Raw genomic sequence first — 21,412 nt, 5'->3', positions numbered from 1 at the left:
CGGGAAGTCGGAGCGCCCTCATAGTACCGTCGAAAGCGGGGAACCGTGGCCAGCGGAACCCGGTGGAGGGAAGGGGGGCGTCACATGTCAGACCCATTGACGGGAAACATCGGAGGGGACCCTGAGCCCTACAAACGTGTACACGAAACGGCAGTGGATCGCCAAACAGGCGAGAGAGCACCCGGGCCGGGTGCTTACGTCCCTGCACCATCTTATCGACCTTGACTGGATGTTCGAGGCGTGGGCCCTGACGCGCAAGGATGGCGCGGCGGGCATCGACGGACGCACGGCTGCCGACTATGAGCGGGACCTGGAGGTGAACCTTGAAAGCCTTCTGTCGCGGATCAAGTCGGGCAGCTATCGCGCGCCGCCGGTGCGGCGTCACTACATACCGAAAGCAGATGGGTCGAAACGACCTCTGGGCATTCCGACCATTGAAGACAAGGTGGCGCAACGGGCGATCCTGATGCTTCTGGAACCGATCTACGAGCAGGACTTTCTGGACTGTTCGTTCGGCTTTCGGCCGGACCGTTCTGCCCATGATGCTTTGCGCCGATTGTGCGATGGCATCATGGGACAACGGCAGTATTGGGTGATCGACGCGGATATCTCGAAGTACTTCGACAGCATCGATCACAGGCACTTGCGATCCTTCCTCGACCTGCGGATCACAGACGGCGTTATTCGACGTATGATCGACAAATGGCTGAAGGCAGGAGTCCTCGAAGGAGGCTCCCGGCAGCACTCGGTGGCTGGAACCCCGCAAGGGGGTGTGATCAGCCCGCTTCTCGCGAACATCTTCTTGCACCATGTGCTGGACGAATGGTTCGTGGAGGTGGCGCGACCGCGCCTTTCCGGGCGGAGCCAGCTGGTGCGTTACGCTGATGACTTTGTCATAACCCTAGAAGACCCGGTGAGCGGCGAGCGCATGCTTGGCGTTCTGGGCAGACGTCTAGCCAAGTATGGGCTCACGCTCCATGTGGGCAAGACGCATTACGTGGACTTCCGGCCCCATCGATTGAAGGGGCAACAACACCCTGTGACGGACGCAACAACGTTCAACTTCCTCGGCTTTACCCATGTTTGGGGAAGGTCGCGGAAGGGCAACCGCGTTGTTCGCCAAGTCACGGCCAAGGACCGTTACGCGCAGTCGCTGAAGGCGATTTGGAACTGGTGCAAGACCTACCGGCACCTGCCGCTCAAGCGGCAGCACGAGCACTTGGTTCGGGTGATGCGGGGCCACTATGCCTACTACGGGGTCACGGGAAATGCGAAACGTCTGAACTGGTATCGCTACCAGGTCGGGCGCATCTGGAAGCGATGGCTGGGAAGCCGAAGTCAGAAGGATGCTCTTACCTGGAACCGAATGCAGGGACTACTAAGGAGGTATCCATTGCCGCCAGCCAAGATTGTCCGTCAGTGGCGTAGTCCATGAGCGAAACTGGCCTGTGAGGAGCCGGATGCGGGAAATCCGCACGTCCGGATCTGTGGGGGGCGGGGATCGGTAACGACCCCGTCTACCCGACAAGGTAGCGGTGTCAAAACGACTACAAGAGGGGCATTGCCAACTTGTTTGCGCGGTGTGATCTGATTATGTCTCACGCATGAAGATGCCGTCCAAGATGCCCCGCCTTAAGGGCTGTCGTTTTCCACGCGAGATCATCGCCTATGCTGTCTGGGTTTACCATCGGTTCACACTCAGCACTGCCGATGTTGAGGATCTGCTCGCGGAGCGCGGTGTGATGGTCAGTCGGGAAACGATCTGGCAATGGGTCAACCGCTTTGGCGGCCATTTCGCGAATTGCATAAGGAGAGATCGGCCAGGGGCAGCCGACAAATGGCATTTGGACGAAGTGGTCATCCCGATCAACGGTCGAAAATGCTGGCTCTGGCGGGCGGTTGATGCGAACGGAGATACTCTTGATATCCTCGTCCAACCACGGCGGAGTGCCAAGGCGGCCCGGCGCTTTCTGAGGCGGTTGATCTCGCAGTTCTGCCAGCCCCGTGTTGTGATTACGGATAAGTTGCGAAGTTACTTCAGGCCGATACGGGATCTCGCACCGGATGCGGATCACCGAGCACACAAAAGGCTGAACAATCGGATCGAAGGATCACACAGACCCACTCGAAAGCGCGAAAAGCTCATGGGTCGCTTCAAGTCGCTGAAGCAAGCGCAAAGGTTCCTTGCCGCTCACGACCAGATTAACATCGTCTTTCGACCCCGCCGCTATCAACTCTCCACCGCCTCCTACCGACACGCCAGAGCCGATGCTTTTGACCTCTGGAACGGGTACGCTCTCGAGATGGCCGCTTGACGGACGCGGGCCAAACAGCCATCAACCGCGTACAAACAAGTTGGCAATGCCGGTCTCCGATCAGGGACACTTCCGCACTTTGCGTGAGGGCAAAACCAACGACGGCCGCACTCCCCAAGACGGAAAACACCCAGAACATTCCGGCCGGACGTTCGCCGCCGCGCAACGCGCCAAATGCAGCGGTACTCAAGGGTAAAAGCCCGATGAAGACGATTGAATGCGCAGCCGTGATGTGCTGAAGGGCCAAGGCCGTCAGCAGAGGAAAGCCGATCACGACGCCCAATGCCACTGTTATGAGGGATCCCAGATCCGCCAGCGACGGTTTGAGCTCTTTGAATAAGACCAGCAAACACAGTGCCAGAGCAGTCGCCAGCACGGCACGAGCTGAGGTCAGAAAAAGAGGGTCAAACCCACTTACAGCCACTCTTGTCGCGGGCAAGGAGCCACTAAAGATCAGTACACCGATCAATCCACTGCCCCAACCCGAAAATGAAGACGTCATCGCCACACAATCCTTTTTGGATCTTGTAGTGGAAGCGCTGTGGTAAATGCAGATACAGAACATTACAGTTCACTCAAACTGTAATGATAGATGAACCCAAACAGATTGATAGTACTATGGCCAAAGCGACCCGTCGCACCCTCGTGATGGACCATATCACACGTAGGATACGGTCTCGTACATATAGCGCAGGCACCAAGCTGCCGTCTGTCCGGGTGCTCGCGCGTAAATTGGGCGTCTCGCCCTCGACCGTAGTTGAGGCCTACGACGTCTTGGCCGCTGAGGGCGCTATCTTTGCCCGACGCGGTTCTGGTTTCTTTGTTTCCGACCGCGTTCAACCCTTTGTCGTGTCGCAAACCGGGCCACAGCTTATGCGAGAGATAGATCCGCTTTGGGTCGCTCGGCAATCCATTGATGCAGAAGACAACATGCAGAAGCCCGGATGCGGGTGGATGCCGTCAGACTGGATGCCTCTGGAGTCACTGCGTCGGGCCATGCGCAGTGTGGCACGGGGCAACAGCAATGTGTTGACCGATTACAGTAATGCAAAGGGGCATGCGGGCCTGCGCCAACACGTGGCACGCATGTTGGGCGATCAAAATATAGATGTCGACCCAAACACCGTTTTGCTCACAAATTCTGGATCACAAGCGCTGGATTTGATCTGCAGATTGCTGCTCAAGCCGGGTGATAAAGTTCTGGTGGACGATCCGTGCTATTTCAATTTTCAAGCCCTTTTGCGCGCGCATCAGGTCGCCCTTGTTTGTGTGCCCTACACGCCAATGGCCCCGATCTCACGATTTTCGAAAGTGTCCTACGCAAAGAGCGTCCCCGGCTCTATCTGACCAACTCGGCACGGCACAATCCAACTGGCGCGACGCTCTCAGCAGCGACCGCGCATCGCGTGTTATCCCTGGCCGAGGCTCATGATCTGCTTATCGTGGAAGACGCTATCTTTGCCGAGTTCGAGCCGGACCTGTCTCCGCGTCTAGCCGCGTTGGATGGACTGGACCGTGTTCTTACGATTGGCAGCTTCTCCAAGACGCTTTCGGCGTCGCTACGATGCGGATACATAGCTGCCCAGCCTAGCTGGATTGCGGCCCTTACCGACCTTCAGGTCGCAATCAGCTTTGGTGGGCCGAGCCCGATGGTAACAGAATTGCTGCACGCAGCCCTCACCGATGGACGTGCTGAGGGCCAAACTGGATCGCGCCCGCGCGCGTTCTATCGATGAGTTGGGCACCCTGGACATCAAGCCCTTTGTGAATCCCAAGGGCGGATTTTACCTATGGTGTGAGTTGCCAGACGGAAGGGAGGCGGCCATGCTGGCACGGGAGGCTCTCAAACAAGGCCTTGTGCTTGTCCCTGGAAATGTCTTCAGCCCGACCCAGTCCAAGAATTCGTTTATGCGCTTCAACGTGAGTCAGATGACGGGAGTGACGCATAAGAAACTGCTTCGCGAGCTGATGAGTGCGACCAGGCCTCAATGACCGCTTTGCTGAAGCCGCATTGCAGCGTTGTTTAATGAAGCAAATGTCGGCTTAGGGCCGCCACGTGAAGGCGGCCCAATTGGTCAGATTTCGATAGCTTCTGCGATGGCCAAAGCGTCTTCAAGCTCAACACCAAGGTATCGGACTGTGCTGTCCATCTTGGCATGTCCGGGTAAGAGCTGAACAGCACGAAGGTTGCCTGTTTTCTTGTAGATCTGGGTCACCTTTGTCCGCCGCATTGAATGAGTGCCATACGCGCTCGCCTCGAGGCCGATCGAAGTCACCCAATCTCGAACAATCCGCGCATATTGGCGGGTCGAGATATGAAGGCGCTCATGGAAGCGGGCAGGCCAAAGGTATTCGGAGCCGACCATGAGCTCGTCTTCCATCCACTTCTCGACTGAAGTGCGAGTGCCTTCCGATATCTCAAAGCGCACAGGTTTCTGCGTCTTGCTTTGAAGTGCCGATGCCCGTTCCTTAATCTGACCAGATGCCATGACGTCCACAACTTTCATCCCCACAAGATCACACCCTCGGAGCTTGCTGTCGATCGCCATGTTGAACAAAGCGAGGTCGCGATGGTTCTCGGCCAACTCAAGCCGGACGCGAATTGCCCAGACATGCTTTGAACTTAAGGGTCTCTTCTGACCTACGATGCGCCCTTTGTTCCACGCGGGGCGTAGCGCGCGAATGACTGGTAGGTTTGGTGTTTCCATGACTGTTCCTCCGATCCGCCATGCCCTCCCAGAACGACAACCCGACGTTGACCGGGCCAGCGTATCACAAGAAGCCGCGCTGCCTCGGAGGTCCATACAAAGTCTTTCAAAAAACCAAACGTGGAGAGGTGCAAGAATGCCGTCAACTGACAGGTCATTCCACTCTCCGCCCTACGCGATGTTTCTGGCAGCTCGGCATGCCAGCCAGAACTGGTCTGGCGGTATGGTCCATCAGTCGCGTAAGTCGGAAAAGAACCTTACTTCGACGCCGCCACGCATTGTCGTTGCGTTCCCAATCCCTCAATCCCAAGCTCCATTTGGTCGCCCGGTTTGAGGTAGGTCTTGGGGGTTTGGCCCATTCCGACACCCGGCGGTGTCCCGGTGGAGATGATGTCCCCCGGCTGAAGGCTCATGAACTGCGACAAATGGGATATCACTTGCGCGATCCCGAAATGCATTGTCCGCGTGCTGCCGTCTTGATACCGATGGCCGTTCACGTCGAGATACATGTCAAGGTTTTGCGGGTCGGGAACCTCGTCGCGGGTGACGAGCCAGGGACCGATAGGGCCAAACGTGTCTGCGGACTTGCCTTTGACCCATTGGCCGGACCGATGGAGTTGAAAATCCCGTTCGCTCAGATCGTTGACCACGCAATATCCCGCCACGTAGTCCAGCGCCTCTTGGTCCGAGACGTATTTCGCGGGCTCGCCGATGACGGCGCCAAGTTCGACCTCCCAATCGGTCTTGACCGAGTTACGCGGGATCTCAACGGTGTCGTTCGGGCCAATGATCGCAGAGGTTGCCTTGAAGAAGACAACGGGTTCCTCGGGCAGCGCCATGCCGGATTCCGCGGCGTGATCCGCATAATTCAAACCGATACAGATGAACTTGCCGACACCGCCAACGCAGGGCCCGATACGCACACCAGTTTCGACCTTGGGCAGCGCAGATAGATCGAGCGCCCTTAGGCGAGACTGGGTTTCCTGAGCCAGCGTCTCACCGGCGATATCCTCGACATGCCCCTCTAGACTTCGGATCGTCCCACCCGGATCGAGGATGCCGGGTTTTTCCTGGCCGACTGGCCCATAACGCAAAAGCTTCATCTGTCTTCCTTCAAGTATTGGCCCAGCCACCGTCGATGACATGGGCAACGCCGGTTGTGTAGCTGCTTTCATCGGAGGCCAGGTAGACAACGAGATGGGCAATTTCCTCAGCACTGGCGATCCGTCCGATGGGTTGACGGGCCACAAATGCCGCATGGGCGGCTTCATAGTCGCCTGTAGCCTTCAGGCGGTCATGGAGCGACGGGCTATCGACGGTGCCGGGGCAGATGGCGTTGCAGCGAATGCCATCGCCGATATGATCTGCGGCGATGGCCTTGGCCAGGCCGATCACCGCTGCTTTCGTGGTGCCGTATACGAACCGGTTTGGCGCAGCGATGACCGAAGAGACAACAGAAGCCATATTGATGATCGATCCTCCGCCTGCGCTGATCATACCCGGCAGAAAGGCCCGCACCATCCGGTACATCGCGGTCACGTTCAGGTCGATCGAGCGTGTCCAAGCGGCCTCATCACAGTCCAGGATGGTACCGTTATCGACAAACCCGGCGCAATTGAACAAGACATCTGGCGCAGGATTATTGTCTCGAAAGGCCGCAATCGCGGTTGAGTCACAAACGTCCAGAACAGCCGTCTCAACGCCTTCGCTTTGCAGGGCCTTAAGCGCATCGGGGTTGATGTCAGTGGCCAGAACGCGCGCGCCCTGCGCCGCCATGGCCAGCGCCGACGCGCGACCGATGCCTTGTCCGGCGGCGGTGACGATACAGGTTTTTCCCTCAAGTCTGTGCATGGTTTTGTCCTTGTTTCAGGCCGTAGAGATGGCTTGCATTTCGGGTAAGCACGGCGTCGCGTTCTCCGCTATCCAGACCATCAAGAAGGCGAAAGGTTGTATCGACCCAGGTCTGATAGCGTACGCTTTCAAGCAGAACCGGATAATCGCTGCCCCAGATCAGCCGATCCATCCCGAAGACCTCGACAAGCGTGTCAAACACGCGGGTGTGGAAGTCCGCATCCATGCTTTGTGCCGTCAGGCCCGACAATTTGCAGGATACGTTGTCTAGGGCGCCAAACGGTTCAAGATCTGTGACCCATGCCTCAAAGGTCTCGGACGTCGGCTTGGCGGCGTGGTTAATGATGATCGGCATCTCGCTGTGCTGCCGTGCAATGGCCAGGAGCCCCGGCAAATGATGCGGCAGCAGGAGTGCTTCAAACACGAGGCCAGAGGCCGCGATGGCGTCTATCCCGCCTGCGAAGGCTGGCGCGTTCAACCAATCCGGGCCGCGGCTGACACCTTCCATCGGGCGGATACCGACGAGCTTGCCATCCCCGCAAACCCGGCGTAAAGCCGCCACCGGGTCGGGCCCGGTGAGATCAATTCAGCCGGTGACCCCGACAATCCACTCATATCTGCGCGCCTGTTCATGCAGCCACTGCGTTTCAGCCTCGCTCGGTGCGGCCTGCACGGCGATCACTTCGGTGACAGGGGCGCCGTCGATCGCGCCCGCAAATTCCTCCGGCAGGAAATCGCGATAAATCTCAGCGCGCTCTCGGGTGAGCCACCCATAGTCGCCCCGCTCCAGACGCCAGAAATGCACATGTGTGTCGATCACGGGCCCAACCCTTTCGGCACCGGAAAGATCTGGGGCAGTTGCAGCCAGACCGGGGCGCCCGTGCCCGGCGACAAGGCGATTTGACACGCGCTGGTGCAGCGCATCCAATCGGCAAGCTCTGGCCGGGCCCGCATCGCGCGCCGATCAGCACCAAGATCCGAACCGGTGTACTCAAAGCTTGCGATGACCAGGTCCTCGACCAGATGCAGGGTGTAGTCGCAATGCCCATACCGTTCCAGCATCGGCAGGACCGCTGGATCAGGCGCGCGGTGCATCGCAAGGTAGTCCTCTACCCGCTCGGGCCGAAGGCGGGTCGCCATCAGAACACGGCTCATTTCACCGCCCCCGAAGTCAGATCGGCGACCAGTTTTTTCTGAAGCGGTAGGAACAACAGGAGTGTGGGCAGAGTTGCCACAACGGAGCCGGCCATAACCGCGCCCCAGTCGATCTGGACATCACCGAAATACTGGTAAAGCCCAAGCGGAATGGTCTTCAGGTCGTTGTCGGTGATAAGGGCCAGCGCCAACAGATACTCAGACCAACTTTGCAGAAACCCGAAGGTCGCGGCGGCGACCAGGCCGGGCCACATCACCGGCACAATGACCAGAAAGATCACCTGCAACCGCGACGCCCCGTCAACCAAGGCGGCCTCATCCAGGCTTTTGGGAATGGTCGTCAGGTAGCCGACCAGCAGATAGATCGTGAAAGGCGTGATAAAGGCCGTGTAGCACAGGATCAGCCCCAGATGGCTGTTGATCAGGCCCGCACGTGCGAAGAAGATGAAGATCGGATTGACCAGAATGATCCACGGGAAGAACTGCCCGCCCATGATCGCGCCGAAGATGAACCCGCGCCCGGGAAACCGGAACCGCGACAGGCCGTATGCCGCCAAAAGACCGATCAGGCAGGCCAACCCCGTGGCCGCGACACAGATGTAGAAGCTGTTGAAAACGTACCGAAAATATCCGTCCTCGATAATTCCGAGATAGTTGTCGAGCGTTAGGCCACCGCCGCTTGCAACAAGCGAGATCGAGATGTTTTCGACCGACCCTTTGAAGTCGAAGACAGCAGGTGCGAGCAGGAAAATGACAAAAACGCCAGCGCAATGACCATGCCACCGTTTTCGATCAGGCCTGTGAGGCCCCGCTTTTGTATGATGGCGCTCATCCGACCTTGTCCTGCATGTCCATCAGCCCGAAAAACCGGAAGTAAAGCGCGCCGAATGCCGCCATGACCACCGCCATCACCACGCCAATGGCCGAACTGTAGCCGATACGCAGGTCGATGAAGGCGCCAATATAGACCTCGGTCGCCAGAACGTTTGTGTAAGTGCCGGGTCCAGCACCGGTCGCGAGCCAGACATAGACGAAGTTATTGAAAGTCCAGATCACCGACATCAGGCCAAGGATCGACAAAGTCGGCATCAGATAAGGCAATGTCACGAAGCGGAACTGCTGCCACCGGGTCGCGCCGTCGATCTCGGCGGCTTCGATCTGTTCTTCGGGGATGGTCTGCAGTGCGGCCAGGAGTGAAACCGCGACCAGCGGTGTCGAGTTCCAGATGATGATTGTGTTGATTGAGGGCCAAACGGTGCTGAGGTCCGCCAGAAAGGCGATTGGATCGGAGATCAGGCCGGTCCAAAGCAGCGCTTCGTTTATGGCGCCATGCGTGGGATCGAACAACCAGCGCCAGGCGATCACTGCCACAACCGGCGGCGTTGCCCAAGGGACCAGCAAAATAAGGCGCGCGAAGGTGGTCATCCGCATGCGCCGCACGAATTCGGAGTTGAGCAGCAAGGCCATCAGCAGGCCGAGGATCAACATCATGCTGACCGAGACAAATGTCAGCCAAAAAACCGTGTTGATTGCGATGTCCAGAAAGCTTGGGCTTTGCAGAAACTCGGCATAGTTGGCAAACCCAACGAAATCGCCGCCCTGACGCAATTGCAGCAGCGTGATGTCGGTGAAGCTGAGTTCGAGATTGTAGAGTGTCGGATAAAGGTAGAAGGCAAACAGCAGCAAGAAGGTCGGAAGCAGCATCCAAAAGGCGCTGATCCTATCTCGTGTCGTGGGGGTAAGTGTCACCGCGACGTCCTTGCCAATCAAAAAATGGGGTCGACCCAGAACGGATCGACCCCTGCAGTGTAACGCGTCAGTTCGACAGCAACCGTTCGATTTCAGCGACAAGCCCTTCAGCGGCTTCCATCGAAGAAGACTGCCCAGACAGCGAGGTGGCGACCGCGCGTGCCGTCAGGTTCCACAACTGCCCTACGCCTGCGCCACTATCGGCATATGCGCCCCAGGTTCGGGTGTTGTTGACGAGTTGCTCGGCAAACCCGCTTTCCTCGGGCCGATACTCGATCTGGCCCAAGAGTGTACGCTGCGCCGGGAATTGGTTGGTGTAGTAGGTTTCAAACAAACCAGCCTCCGTCAGGTACTGGACCAGCGCCCAAGCGGCCTCGGGGTTTTCGGTGTTGGAATTCACCACCAGCGTGCGGCCACCCAAATGGGTTTTTGGCCCTTCGCTTCCTGCCATCATCACACCGGATGCGAATGGCACATCGGCGCCAGGGTTGGCCTCTTCGAATGCGCTCAACAACTGGCGGTAGGTGTTAGTCGGCATCGCGGCCATTCCCTGAGTTCCGTCCAGCAGGGCCTGCAAAAGCGACGGATCATGGGGGACCTCGACCGACAGAACCGAGCGCGGAACCAGACCGTCCTCGATATAGGTTTTGAAGTAATCCATCGCGGCGGCCAATTCCTCGACCGACGCGCCAACCTGAAATCCGCCCGCGCCATCACCCTCGACAATGGAAAGGCCGTTGGACCAGAGGTAGTAGTTGAACGGAAACCAAACTTGATCTGCCGCCGGAAACGCGAAACCAATGCCGTCTGTGTTTGCTTCGATTTGGCGGCTATCGGCGAGCAAATCGTCCCAGGTCACGGGCAGGTCTTCGATCCCGGCGGCGGCAAGGACATCCGTGCGATAGACCATGGCCCAAGTGTCCGCCGACCACGGAACACCCCAGGATTGTCCCTCATAGGCGGTTAAGTCCGTGGCGATGAAATCGTCGAACCCATTGGGAAACTCACCATACTCCGTCAATTGCTCGATCGGTAGAACGACCCCGGCCTCGGCCATCTCTTGCGTCCAGACAAAGGCGATGTGCACAACGTCCGGCCCCTGGCCGACGGCGGCTTCGCGCAGGAACTGGTCGCGGGAATCTCCCCAAGCGATTGTCTGTAGCTCCACGGCGATCCCAGGATTGGCCGCTTCAAACTCGTCCAATGCGGCCCGCATTTCGTCGCGCTCGCTGTCGTTGAAGCGGAAAGTCAACTCTGTTTGCGCAAAAACAGCGCCAGCGGACAATGCCACCGCCGCCGTTGCTGTCCATGTGAGTAGTCTTTGCATGTCTTCCTCCCTATGAAGTCTGCTTGCTTGGGTTCAGTGGATGTCCACACGTCCGACCATCATCGCGCGCAGAGCACCTGGGTCGGGCTCAAATCCAATCCCGTTTCCTACGGGCACGGTTATGCGTCCGCCCCGAACTGTCAGGTTGATCTCACCAAGCTCTGTGCGCAGGGGATTTGGGTTCGCATCCAACTCGACCGGGCCCTTACTTTCGGTTGCGGTTAGCACATGGGCGGATGCGGCAAGGCCAACGGCGGTACCCATGTAATGCATGGCGCAGACCGCACCCGTTTCCTTTGCTGCCAGGCCGACATTAATGGCTCCGCTGACACCGCCCCACTTGGCGACATCGGGTTGTAAAACACGTACACCACCTCGCCCGGCGAAGTCGCGAAACGACTGCTCGGACAGAATGTTTTCACCTGCTGCAATGGGTATTTCCGAGGTCGCTGTCAGCTCGGCCCACTCTTCCTGCGGCGCATCGGCGGCAATAGGTTCTTCGACGAACTGCAGGGCGAAACCCGACAGGTCCCGGATGGCGTTTTTGGCCTCTTCAAGCGACCACTTCTGGTTGGCATCCGCCATCACAGACAGACGGCTGGCGGACAGCTCCTCAAATGCCGCAAGAAGCGCGGTATCCGTTTCTCTGTCGAACCCGATCTTCAGCTTTGTCGAGACATGACCGGCTGTCACCATGTCTTCGACTGAGGCTTCAAGCTGAGCCACGTTGGGGGTGCTCGCGTAGACGGCGACGTCGGGTTTCGGAACTGGATTCAGATACTCCGCGAGAGGCAGCCCAGCGATGCGCGCCGCAATGTCGGCAAGCGCGGTATCAATCGCGGCAAGGCAATGCGCGAAAGGCCCGATCTCCCCGGTATGGCGCGCCATTCGGAAGAACTGGTCCTCGTATTGCGGTCGGAACGTGCGAAAGTCGTTCAGAGCCAGTCCGAGCAACGGCGGCGCGATCACGTCTTCCAAAAGAAACAGGCGGGACAAATTTCCGCGCGGCGGAAAATTGCACCAAGCTTCGCCCCAGCCTTCAACTCCGTCCAGAGTCGTCAATTTGACCAAGAGCCCGTTACGCACCGGCATCGACGCAAGTGACGACTCGGGGCCATGCGATGGCGTTGCAGAGATCGCAAAGGCCTGAATTCTATCAATAACTATGGGACGCATCGGCGAGTCGCTCCAAATTCAGCACCTGATTACTAACTGATTAATCAGTAGTTGACAACAGTGCAGTTACTGATCAATATACCATTACGCACTGGTAACGAAGGCGTGGTTCTGTATGATCCAAACCACTTTGCCAGAGCGGCCCGTGAGAAAGACTGCAACCTATGTCCCGCATTTCAGCCTATGAGAGATTTCGAGAACGCCTGTTTGCCGGAGAGCTGCAGCCGGGCCAGTTCGTGACGCAGCGCGAGTTGGCCGAACTGGCTGGCGTGTCGCTTGGAAACGCACGCGAAGCTGTCCAAAAACTTGAGCACGACTCGCTTCTGCGCGTGCACCCGCAGCGCGGCATTCAAGTGGCCGATGTTACGATCAAGTTCATCCGTGAGGCGTTTCAGTTGCGGTCTATGGTCGAAGTCGCGGCGGTGGAGGATTATTGCCGGGACGGGCAAGACAAAGCGCGCGCGACACTTGAGGACACACGTGCAGTTCTTCTGAAAGCCCGCACCGATACCTCAACTGAAACGCTCAATGACGCTGTTGAAGTCGACTGGCGTTTCCATGACGAAGTGGTCACCGCAATGAACAATTCGTTGGTCGAAGAGCTTTACCAGATCAACGCTGTGCGGCTGCGCCTGATCCGGACCAACATTCGGCTCAGTGCTGACCGGGTTTTTGGTGCCCTTGAAGAGCATCTGGCCATCCTTGAGGCCTGTGCAGAGGGCAATGCAGCTGCCGCCAGGGAAAAGCTCTCAGAACACCTATCGGTCGCGATGCGGCGCGCAATAGAGGGAATGTGACGTGAAAACTATCGCGATGCGCGAAGTCCGCAAGGCTTATGGCAAGACGGATGTGATCCACGGCGTCGATATAGATATCGCACCCGGCGAATTCGCTGTTCTGGTGGGGCCGTCGGGCTGTGGAAAATCCACGCTACTGCGGATGCTCGCGGGTTTGGAATCTATCACCGGGGGCGAGATTGAAATTGGTGACGTTGTCGTCAACAATTTCCGCCCCAAAGAACGGGACATCGCAATGGTGTTCCAGAACTACGCGCTTTATCCCCATATGACTGTCGCAGAGAACATGGGATTTTCCCTGCGCCTGGCGCGGGCCGACAAGGCGGAGGCGCGCGCCAAGGTCGAGGCCGCCGCTGAAATTCTCGGCTTGTCAAACCTCCTTGATCGCTATCCACGACACCTTTCAGGGGGGCAGCGCCAGCGTGTGGCCATGGGGCGTGCGATAGTCCGGGCACCGTCGGTGTTTCTTTTCGATGAACCCTTGTCCAATCTCGATGCCAAGCTCCGGGTGAAGATGCGCACCGAAATCAAAGAATTGCATCAGAAACTAAAGACAACAATCGTTTACGTTACCCACGACCAGATCGAAGCAATGACGATGGCCGACAAGATTATCGTCCTGGACGGTGGGCACGTGTCTCAGATCGGCTCGCCGCTGGAGCTTTACGACCGGCCCAAGAACAGTTTTGTGGCCGCTTTCATCGGCTCACCTTCAATGAACCTGCTGCCTGCAATATCTACTGGTGGTTCCAGGGCAACCCTGGACGATGGCCAGACCGTTGCGCTCCCCACCGATGTCGAGGCGGGTCGCGAGATTCTGTTTGGTATTCGCCCCGAGCATCTCACCCTCTCCGAAAGTGGAACAGGTGACCTCGAGATCGCGGTGTCGGTCGTCGAGCCTACGGGTGCCGAGACGCTGGTTATGTCTCATCTTGGTCAAAGCGAGGTTCTGGCGGCCTTGCGCGGCCACCATTCCGCAGCCCCGGGCGAGACTCTCAATCTGTCGGTCGATGACACGAAAGTGCATCTCTTTGATACAGCCACAGATATGAGGATCGAATAAGCCAATGCCTTTAAAAATGCCGAAACTCGGTCTAGGCACTGCGGCGCTGGCCGGGCTCTATCAGACGGTCGACCGCGCCAAAGCGATGAATACGCTGCAGACCGCTTGGTCGCTCGGCATCCGCTATTTCGACACAGCCCCTCACTACGGGCAGGGGAAAGCCGAACGCTGACTCGGTGATTTTCTGCGCGGGCAGGACCCAGGTAGCTTTATTCTATCGACAAAAGTGGGGCGCATCCTGACCCCCGCGACAGAACCGCCGCCCAAGCTCAACGGATTTGTCGAGCCGCTTCCGTTCGATCAGAACTATGATTACTCTTACGATGGCATTATGCGATCTTTTGAGGACAGTGTGCAAAGGCTTGGATTGAACCGTGTCGACATCCTCTTTGTACACGACATCGGTACGCGAACACATGGAAACAACCACGACCTCTACTTGGATCAGTTGCGCGAGAGCGGTTTTCGGGCCCTAGAAGATCTCAAGCGGTCCGGCGCAATCTCAGCCATTGGCATTGGCGTCAATGAGGTTGAAGTGTGTGAAGAAATCCTCTCATTTCAGCCGCTCGATCTCATCCTGCTTGCCGGTCGCTACACGCTTCTGGACCGGTCAGCCGAGGCGCGCCTTCTGGAGCTTTGCCGAGTGGCGAGCACCCAGCTGGTGATCGGGGGTGTCTTCAATTCGGGCATTCTCGCCACAGGCGCACGACACGGCGCGCATTGGGATTACGGCCCGGCACCAGAGGCCATCTTGAAAAAAGTCTCAGCCCTCGCAGAGCTTTCTGAGGCCTTCAGTGTTTCTTTGCCGACCGCCGCGCTGGTCTTTCCGTTGCGCCATGATGCGGTGTCCACAGTCCTCCTGGGCAACAGTCATTCCAGTCGCCTGGCCGAAAACGCCGCTGCCATCCAAAGCGGAAACATACCGCCGGAGTTTTGGGTCCAGGCATCCGCGATTGCTTACAGCACTGGGAGTGGGTCCATCTCCGATTGAAGCACTGGCAGTGGGGCTGACTAAAGTGCGCCCGTGGCGACCACATTGCTAATCATACCGAAATCGTCAAATCCTACAGAAAAACAAAGCTGGCACCGCCACCTGACGGAAAGTGGCATTGTTTCTCAAACTGAGCGCCAGCAATCACCTAGACAATGCGCTTGCGGCGAACGTCCGGTAAGTGAGGATTCTGTTGAAAAACAACGTGTTGCAGTCGCAGAATGGGGTGACCTGAGCACGGCACGAGCGCCTTTCTGGTCAGGCGTTTCGCGTTTGCTGCGGTGCGGGAAAGATTTTCGCCAATTTGCGGAGGTTCTGGGCGGTGGCGGCGAGGAGGAATTCGTCATTTGCGCCGCACGGTCCACGTAATCGGAGCCGTCCAAGGCCTAGGATGCGCTTGAGGTGGGCGAAGAGCATCTCAACTTTCTTTCTGAGCTTCATCGCAATCTGGTACTCTTCAGTTTTGGCCAGATCTCTGGCGACCTGGCGCGCATCTTCGTGCTCTTCGCGGGTGATTTTGCGTGCATCAGCGTTGGGGCAGCATCTTTGTTTGGACGGACATACCTGGCAGACTTCTTTCAAGGCGCGATAGCGGGCTGTGCCCTTGCCCGACGGCCCCGGTTTGGATCAGAGTAATTCCGGCGGAACTGTTTAAGCGCGTGACCCTCTGGGCAGATATATTGATCATGCTCAGCGTCCCATTCGAAGTCTGTGCGTGTCCAGGTGCCGTCGGGGCGTCCGGCCTTGTCGATGACCGGGATGTAAGGATCGATCTTGCGATCCACGAGCCAGCCGAGCATCGGGCCTGAGCCGTAGGCGGTATCGGCGATCATCCAGTCGGGGACGAGGTCGAACTTGTCCTTCACCCGGTCCAGCATCGTCTTTGTCGACCCCACTTCGGCTTGCCGGATGGATCTGGTCGCTTCCACATCCACAATCACGCTGTGATCTGTATCAACGAGGTAGTTATCAGAGTAAGCAAAGAAGGCTGGTGCCTTGTGCGCCGCTGTCCATTGGCTGGCAGGGTCCGAATATGAAATGAACTTAGGCTTGACTGGCGAGGCAGCACCAAACGCGGCCTCATCCAGGGTTTCCAGATATTCCCGAACAGCGCGCGGTGCGGTCTTGGCATCGATCTGTGCAGCATCCCATTCTTCTTGTGACGCTGAATACTGCTTGGTCGCTTCTGCCTCAATCAAGCTGGCATCAATCGCCATACGCTGGCCGCTGACCAAACCTTCTGCGATGCACCGCGCCACTGTCGTTTCGAACACGTGCCGCAAGAGTTCACTCTCGCGGAACCGACCATGGCGGTTCTTGGAAAAGGTAGAGTGATCCGGCACTCGATCAGTCAGATCGAGGCGACAGAACCAGCGATACGCAAGGTTCAGGTGCACTTCTTCGCACAACCGCCGTTCCGACCGGATGCCAAAGCAATAGCCCACCAGCAGCATGCGGATCAGCAACTCGGGATCGACGGAAGGGCGACCAGTATGACTGTAAAAATCCGCCAAATGACTGCGAATACTACTCAGGTCAACAAATCGATCAATCGACCGCAGCAGATGATTGTCCGGGACATGTTCCTCCAGGGAGAACTCATAGAACAGCTCAGCCTGAGTTTCCTGTTTTGGTCCCATCATCATCCAAACTCCCATTCAATAAGAGAATTGAATCAGCCAGATGGCCTTCGATCAAGACAGAGTTTTTCAACAGAATACGGGCTGCGACGGCAGCATTTAGGCAGTGGGTTGGATGTCGGCTCTGGGCCGTGAGTTCCAACCAGGACAAGTGGTTACCCGCTGTACTAAGTTGTCGCAAAGCATTCAAAGAACTGTGCAGATCGTTCACAGAGCTGTACATTCGAAACTAACGGCTTAGACAGAAACAATGCTTGATCTTCTAAGCCACATACTGACCAGCCTGTCGATGCGCGGGACGCTGTACTTCCGTACATCGTTCACCAAACCCTGGGGCGTCGCCGTACCGAGTTACGAGAACGTGGCCCGGTTTCACTTTGCCCATCGCGGTAACTGCCTTGTGACCGTCGAAGGCACGGATACGGTCATAGATCTGGCGCAGGGCGATCTTGTTATCATTCCGCATGGGGCGTCGCATGCGCTCTATTGCGGTCATGAGCCAGAGAAGACAGTCCTGCCGCTTGACGCCGTTTTAGAGAAATCGGGCTACGATGGGTCAGGCGTACTGGTTTTTGGTGGTGACGAGCCGCAGAGCGAAACGCAGCTTGTGTGCGGGCATTTCTCGTTCAACCCAAGCTCAAGGCACATTCTGCTGGATCGCCTGCCAACGTATATCCATCTGAAAAACTATGGTGAAAGCGCCGGTCGCTGGATGGAAGCCACACTTCGCATGATTGGCGAAGAGGCCGGTGGGACAAAACTGGGTGGAGACCTGATCGCGTTGAAAATGTCTGAAGCGATCCTCGCCCAAGCAATCCGTAGTTTCATTGAGGGTGACGAGGCAACCGAATGGGGCTTGAGTGCCTTTTCGGACAAGAACCTGAGCCGTGCTCTGGATGCGTTTCACAAGTCTCCGACTAACAGTTGGACTGTTGAAACACTTGCACACACCGCAGGGATGTCACGCACCAGCTTTGCGGTGCAGTTTCAAAAAACAATGAGCATGACGCCCATGGAATACGTCACGAGGTGGCGTATGGAACTTGCCAAGAAAGTTTTGCAAGAGCCGGGAACGTCTCTCTCTGAGGCTGCCGAAACTGCCGGATATGCCTCGGACTCGTCGTTCACACGGGTCTTTAAGAAAGAGACCGGGATGACGCCGGCAGAGTTCCGGAAATCGCAAAATCTCGTTCGTTCGTAGGTCTGAACGATCTGCGCATTATGCGCATTATTTGAAACTTGCTGACATGGTTTGGCTTCTGCCTAAGGCTTAGTTTGACCTCATCAATGCTGCGTCGCAGTTATTAACAAGAGGAAAATTACCATGTCTCTACGCTTCGTCACCAAATCCATCCACGCATATCTGGACTATCCTGTCGCCATTGGCCTCATTGTCATGCCGTTTGTCTTCGGACTGGGCGCGGGAAACCCACTGGCGCTTTGGCTCTCAGTTGCCACCGGGGTCGCCGCCTTCGGACTGACGGTCCTGACGGATCATCACCTCGGTCTCATTCGAGTGCTGCCATACAGCCTGCATCTCACGGTCGACTTCCTCGTCGGTGTGACCTTCGTTGTCGCCCCCTTCTTACTCGGCTTCATGGGCCTTGATTTCTGGTACTACGCAGTGTTCGGCGGGACGGTCCTCTTGGTTGTTGGACTGCATCAACCAGAAGACGCGGCATTGAGCGCTTGAAACGCACTGACGTCGCTAGGGGCTCCACATTTGATGCGGCTCCTTTCGCGTTTCAAGGCACGGCTGTTGGCCCTAACCCACGGCGCCGTTTCGATATGAGGCAGGCTATTCCAGCACAATTTGTTCAGATCGTTCGAAGCATCATACAATCAGTTCGTTTTATTTGCAGTTCTGTTGATTGTTAATTCTAAGAAAACCACTCTTTGAGCACGAGACGAGTGCTCGATGGTCGTGTACTCGCAGTCAAAAAAGGAACTCCAAATGATAAAGAAACTCGCAATCGCCTCCGCTCTTTTGACCGGTCTCGCTCTGAGCGGCACAGCGGCAATGGCAGCTGACGAATACAACGTATCGCGTGGAATCACTGCCGCCGGTGCGCCTTTGGGCCTGCACGGGGTGGATCCGGTTGAGTTCATCGCAACTGCGAACCCGGTTGAGGGCTCCGCTGCATTCACCGCCGTCCACGATGACGTGGCTTACTACTTCACCTCGGAAGTCAATATGAAAGCCTTTGAATCAAATCCTGCGGCGTACCTGCCTCAGAACGGTGGCTACTTGTAGTGGCTTGAGATCATGAATGATGAGTTTCGCGGCGGCGTTCCGCGTATCATCGCGCAGGATGGCTATCGTTCGTTGTTGTTTCTGATGGATCAGGTTCGGTCCGCTGATCCTCAGGCAAAGCTGGACCTGCCGGATATGCCCGGGAGAAGCCGCATCGAGCGCGTGGAGTTTGTCGAGTTCACAGCAAACGAAGAAGAAGCTGCGGCGTTGAGACGTATGCTGCAAACGCTAGGTTTCTCGCATGTTGCGCAGCACATCGCCAAGAAGGTCGAAGTCTGGCAACAGGGTCAGATCAGGCTGGTGATCAACACAGAAAAGGAAGGATTTGCGCATTCTGCCTATGTGATGCACGGGACCAGTGTGTGCGACATCGGCTTCCGGGTCGACAATGCCGATGCAACCAGAAGGCGCGCCGTTGCGATGGGGTCCAGCATATTCTCGCAGCGTAAGGGCAAGGACGAGATTGATATCCCCGCGGTGCGCGGTGTCGGGGGGTCAGTTCTGCATTTTCTGGATCAAAGCCCGGCATACATGGATGTCTGGACCACCGAGTTCGACCCGGTGTCACAGGAGAGCGACCGTTCTGCCGGTTTGTCTGCGATAGACCATATTGCGCAAACCATGAGAGCCGACGAGTTGCTGACGTGGACGTTGTTCTACACGTCCATCTTCGATGTGGTCAAAACGCCCATCGTGGATGTCGAGGACCCTGGGGGGTTGGTCCGCAGCCTCGCCCTAAAGAACTCGGACGGCACACTCCGGTTGACGATGAACGGTGCAGATACTCACAAGACATTTGCTGGGCGCTTCATGGCTGATAGTTTTGGGTCGCTGGTCCAGCACATCGCGTTCACCACAGAAGATATTTTTGCGACGGCGAACGCGCTGGCCGAGCACGGGTTCGAAGCGCTGGAAGTATCGCCGAACTATTACCTTGATCTCGCAGCTCGGTTTGGCTTGGATGAGGCGTTCACCGTGAACCTGTCCGCGCATAACCTGCTGTATGACCGGGATGAAAACGGAGAGTTCTTTCAGCTGTACAGCAAACCCTACGGCAACGGCTTCTTCTTCGAGGTTGTCGAACGGAGGGGCGGCTATGACGGATATGGCGCGTCGAACGCATCCTATCGGACTGCCGCGTTAAAACAGTATTCGCGCCCGTCAAACATCCCGCGCACCTGATTGTCTGTGTCCGGTTTTGCCAATGGGCTTTAAGGGATGGCGACGGGCGCTTTTGTCTCGGCCGATTTCAGCATCGCTTCAATGGTGACAAGCGCAGCAAGACCATCCTGACCGGTGACAACTGCCTTACCATGTCCCCGTATGACATCATCAAAGTTCGCAAGCTGCGCGACCAGAGGGTCAGCGGCAATGGACGGCGTGTTGACCGCTGCTATCGGGCTTTTCCAGTCCGGCCCCGCTGGGTGATGCCAGATCAGGTTGTGCGGCAGCGAAATCGCGCCTTCGGTTCCAGAGATGTGATAACAATCCTGGTTTGTTTTTGGATAATCCGGGTTCTCGCCGGCTGTCAGTTCCCAGCTCCAAGGGGACACGGCAGCATCCGATACGCTGAGCGTGCCAAGCGCGCCGGATCGAAACCTGAGATTGGCAACCAGACTGTTTTCAATTTCAAAGCCGCGATAGGAATTTGACGCCATGGCACTGACCTCAACCACGTCACCGCAGAAATAGTGCAACAGATCCGCATCGTGGATTGCGTTTACAATGGTTGGACCAGCACCGCGTTTCTGCCTCCATTCGAGGTCGTAGTAGTCATGCGGTTTGAAGAACCAGCATGACGACTGGATCATGGTGATCTCTCCGATGTCGCCCTGTTCGATCCTGTGTTTTGCGGCCTGGACAAGAGGGTTATGCCTACGGTGGTGGCCGACTAGTATCGGAACGCCAGCAGTTTCCGACGCGATGAGCAGCGCCCGAGCGTCAGCGGCGCTTGAGGCGATGGGTTTTTCAACAAGAATCGGACAACCGTTGGCAATGCAGTCCAGGCCATTGCTGACATGCAGTTTATTGGGTGTTGCGATGATCGCCCCGTCAGGACTGTGATCTGCAAACATCGCAGTCAGGTCGTGATACCACGGAATACCCACAGACTCGGCGAAGGCGCGCGCGTCGTCGGTTGGATCAACGATCGCAGCCAAGTCAATGTCCCGTGTCGAGCGATGAATGGCGTTAACATGGGCTTTGCCGATTGCTCCTGCACCCACAAGTGCAAGTCGGGTTTTCGTCTGCATGGTCTTTCTCACTTTGGCGGATCAATTTGGGCGAGGAACCGGATCGAATCGATGCTTGGCCCGCTTTCACTCATTTGATGTGGTATTGCTTTGCATCGGGCGCATCATGAGCGCAAAAATCGATTCGGAACACC

At 57.1% G+C, this 21,412-nt stretch carries 23 protein-coding genes and 2 pseudogenes; 12 read left to right on the top strand and 13 right to left on the bottom strand.

What is annotated here, in order from left to right; genetic code table 11:
• Window positions 1-136 precede the first annotated feature (136 nt).
• Window positions 137-1,435 carry a group II intron reverse transcriptase/maturase gene (ltrA, locus tag ACR3ES_RS21520; protein WP_480424480.1) on the top strand — a complete coding sequence of 433 codons (1,299 nt, stop codon included), beginning with the start codon at window positions 137-139 and terminating at the stop codon, window positions 1,433-1,435.
• Window positions 1,436-1,604: 169 nt separating this feature from the next.
• Window positions 1,605-2,315 (top strand): IS6 family transposase, encoded by a 711-nt coding sequence (locus ACR3ES_RS21515; RefSeq protein WP_480424478.1) that lies wholly within the window; start codon window positions 1,605-1,607, stop codon window positions 2,313-2,315.
• Here ACR3ES_RS21515 and ACR3ES_RS21510 read toward each other — a convergent pair.
• On the bottom strand, window positions 2,203-2,817 hold the full coding sequence (locus ACR3ES_RS21510; RefSeq protein ID WP_480424477.1) for an EamA family transporter: 615 nt from the start codon (window positions 2,815-2,817) through the stop codon (window positions 2,203-2,205). The genes ACR3ES_RS21515 and ACR3ES_RS21510 overlap by 113 nt on opposite strands.
• Window positions 2,818-2,963: 146 nt before the next feature.
• Between ACR3ES_RS21510 and ACR3ES_RS21505 the strand changes: the two genes are divergently transcribed.
• The 3 genes from ACR3ES_RS21505 to ACR3ES_RS21495 are packed head-to-tail and all read left to right on the top strand — an operon-like array spanning window position 2,964 to window position 4,307.
• Window positions 2,964-3,662, top strand: a complete 699-nt coding sequence (locus ACR3ES_RS21505; protein WP_480581968.1) for an aminotransferase-like domain-containing protein — start codon at window positions 2,964-2,966, stop codon at window positions 3,660-3,662.
• On the top strand, window positions 3,581-4,051 hold the full coding sequence (locus ACR3ES_RS21500) for an aminotransferase class I/II-fold pyridoxal phosphate-dependent enzyme (protein ID WP_480424475.1): 471 nt from the start codon (window positions 3,581-3,583) through the stop codon (window positions 4,049-4,051). The genes ACR3ES_RS21505 and ACR3ES_RS21500 overlap by 82 nt, the downstream gene beginning before the upstream one ends.
• A complete protein-coding gene (locus ACR3ES_RS21495; protein WP_480493630.1) occupies window positions 3,999-4,307 on the top strand; it encodes a hypothetical protein in 309 nt (102 codons plus the stop codon). The genes ACR3ES_RS21500 and ACR3ES_RS21495 overlap by 53 nt, the downstream gene beginning before the upstream one ends.
• 83 nt (window positions 4,308-4,390) lie before the next feature.
• Here the strand turns inward: ACR3ES_RS21495 and ACR3ES_RS21490 are convergent, their stop codons facing one another.
• From ACR3ES_RS21490 to ACR3ES_RS21445, 10 genes are all read right to left on the bottom strand, one after another.
• Window positions 4,391-5,023, bottom strand: coding sequence for a tyrosine-type recombinase/integrase (locus ACR3ES_RS21490; protein ID WP_170438087.1), 633 nt, complete (start codon window positions 5,021-5,023; stop codon window positions 4,391-4,393).
• Between the two features lie 257 nt (window positions 5,024-5,280).
• Window positions 5,281-6,126: a fumarylacetoacetate hydrolase family protein gene (locus tag ACR3ES_RS21485; protein WP_170438089.1), complete on the bottom strand. Its 846-nt coding sequence runs from the start codon at window positions 6,124-6,126 to the stop codon at window positions 5,281-5,283.
• Window positions 6,127-6,136: 10 nt separating this feature from the next.
• On the bottom strand, window positions 6,137-6,874 hold the full coding sequence (locus tag ACR3ES_RS21480) for an SDR family oxidoreductase (protein ID WP_170438091.1): 738 nt from the start codon (window positions 6,872-6,874) through the stop codon (window positions 6,137-6,139).
• Window positions 6,861-7,460, bottom strand: coding sequence for an amidohydrolase family protein (locus ACR3ES_RS21475; RefSeq protein WP_480425527.1), 600 nt, complete (start codon window positions 7,458-7,460; stop codon window positions 6,861-6,863). The genes ACR3ES_RS21480 and ACR3ES_RS21475 overlap by 14 nt, the downstream gene beginning before the upstream one ends.
• The gene (locus ACR3ES_RS21470; RefSeq protein ID WP_170438095.1) at window positions 7,461-7,694 is read right to left on the bottom strand and encodes an amidohydrolase family protein; all 234 of its coding nucleotides are present in this window, start codon (window positions 7,692-7,694) and stop codon (window positions 7,461-7,463) included.
• Window positions 7,691-8,029 (bottom strand): L-rhamnose mutarotase, encoded by a 339-nt coding sequence (locus ACR3ES_RS21465; RefSeq protein WP_170438097.1) that lies wholly within the window; start codon window positions 8,027-8,029, stop codon window positions 7,691-7,693. The genes ACR3ES_RS21470 and ACR3ES_RS21465 overlap by 4 nt, the downstream gene beginning before the upstream one ends.
• On the bottom strand, window positions 8,026-8,607 hold the full coding sequence (locus ACR3ES_RS21460) for a carbohydrate ABC transporter permease (RefSeq protein ID WP_480634752.1): 582 nt from the start codon (window positions 8,605-8,607) through the stop codon (window positions 8,026-8,028). Before ACR3ES_RS21460 ends, ACR3ES_RS21465 begins: the two co-directional genes overlap by 4 nt.
• 250 nt (window positions 8,608-8,857) lie before the next feature.
• A complete protein-coding gene (locus tag ACR3ES_RS21455) occupies window positions 8,858-9,778 on the bottom strand; it encodes a carbohydrate ABC transporter permease (protein ID WP_170438102.1) in 921 nt (306 codons plus the stop codon).
• A 67-nt stretch (window positions 9,779-9,845) separates the two neighbouring features.
• A complete protein-coding gene (locus ACR3ES_RS21450) occupies window positions 9,846-11,105 on the bottom strand; it encodes an extracellular solute-binding protein (protein ID WP_170438104.1) in 1,260 nt (419 codons plus the stop codon).
• Window positions 11,106-11,138: 33 nt separating this feature from the next.
• A complete protein-coding gene (locus ACR3ES_RS21445; protein WP_170438106.1) occupies window positions 11,139-12,281 on the bottom strand; it encodes a mandelate racemase/muconate lactonizing enzyme family protein in 1,143 nt (380 codons plus the stop codon).
• A gap of 164 nt (window positions 12,282-12,445) precedes the next feature.
• Between ACR3ES_RS21445 and ACR3ES_RS21440 the strand changes: the two genes are divergently transcribed.
• From ACR3ES_RS21440 to ACR3ES_RS21430, 3 genes and pseudogenes are all read left to right on the top strand, one after another.
• A complete protein-coding gene (locus tag ACR3ES_RS21440) occupies window positions 12,446-13,078 on the top strand; it encodes a GntR family transcriptional regulator (RefSeq protein WP_170438108.1) in 633 nt (210 codons plus the stop codon).
• Window position 13,079: 1 nt separating this feature from the next.
• Window positions 13,080-14,141, top strand: coding sequence for an ABC transporter ATP-binding protein (locus ACR3ES_RS21435; protein ID WP_480424473.1), 1,062 nt, complete (start codon window positions 13,080-13,082; stop codon window positions 14,139-14,141).
• A 4-nt stretch (window positions 14,142-14,145) separates the two neighbouring features.
• Window positions 14,146-15,132: pseudogene (locus ACR3ES_RS21430) on the top strand (aldo/keto reductase).
• 258 nt (window positions 15,133-15,390) lie between these two features.
• Here ACR3ES_RS21430 and ACR3ES_RS21425 read toward each other — a convergent pair.
• A pseudogene (locus ACR3ES_RS21425) lies at window positions 15,391-16,775 on the bottom strand (IS1182 family transposase).
• Between the two features lie 247 nt (window positions 16,776-17,022).
• On the opposite strand from ACR3ES_RS21425, the gene ACR3ES_RS21420 reads away from it, so the two are divergent.
• The 4 genes from ACR3ES_RS21420 to ACR3ES_RS21405 all read left to right on the top strand — a co-directional run bounded on the left by ACR3ES_RS21420 (window position 17,023) and on the right by ACR3ES_RS21405 (window position 20,208).
• Entirely contained in the window at window positions 17,023-17,973 is a 951-nt protein-coding gene (locus ACR3ES_RS21420) for an AraC family transcriptional regulator (RefSeq protein ID WP_170437364.1), read from the top strand.
• Between the two features lie 123 nt (window positions 17,974-18,096).
• Window positions 18,097-18,465, top strand: a complete 369-nt coding sequence (locus ACR3ES_RS21415) for an SPW repeat domain-containing protein (protein ID WP_170437366.1) — start codon at window positions 18,097-18,099, stop codon at window positions 18,463-18,465.
• 261 nt (window positions 18,466-18,726) lie between these two features.
• Window positions 18,727-19,026, top strand: a complete 300-nt coding sequence (locus tag ACR3ES_RS21410) for a hypothetical protein (RefSeq protein WP_480424472.1) — start codon at window positions 18,727-18,729, stop codon at window positions 19,024-19,026.
• Window positions 19,027-19,038: 12 nt separating this feature from the next.
• The gene (locus ACR3ES_RS21405; RefSeq protein ID WP_480424471.1) at window positions 19,039-20,208 is read left to right on the top strand and encodes a 4-hydroxyphenylpyruvate dioxygenase family protein; all 1,170 of its coding nucleotides are present in this window, start codon (window positions 19,039-19,041) and stop codon (window positions 20,206-20,208) included.
• A 29-nt stretch (window positions 20,209-20,237) separates the two neighbouring features.
• On the opposite strand, the gene ACR3ES_RS21400 is transcribed toward ACR3ES_RS21405, so the two are convergent.
• Window positions 20,238-21,278: a Gfo/Idh/MocA family protein gene (locus ACR3ES_RS21400; RefSeq protein WP_170437370.1), complete on the bottom strand. Its 1,041-nt coding sequence runs from the start codon at window positions 21,276-21,278 to the stop codon at window positions 20,238-20,240.
• Window positions 21,279-21,412: the final 134 nt, after the last annotated feature.

The organism is Ruegeria sp. B1, assembly GCF_056535885.1.
Note: the sequence above shows the minus strand (reverse complement) of the source record. Positions and strands in the feature narration are given on the sequence as shown.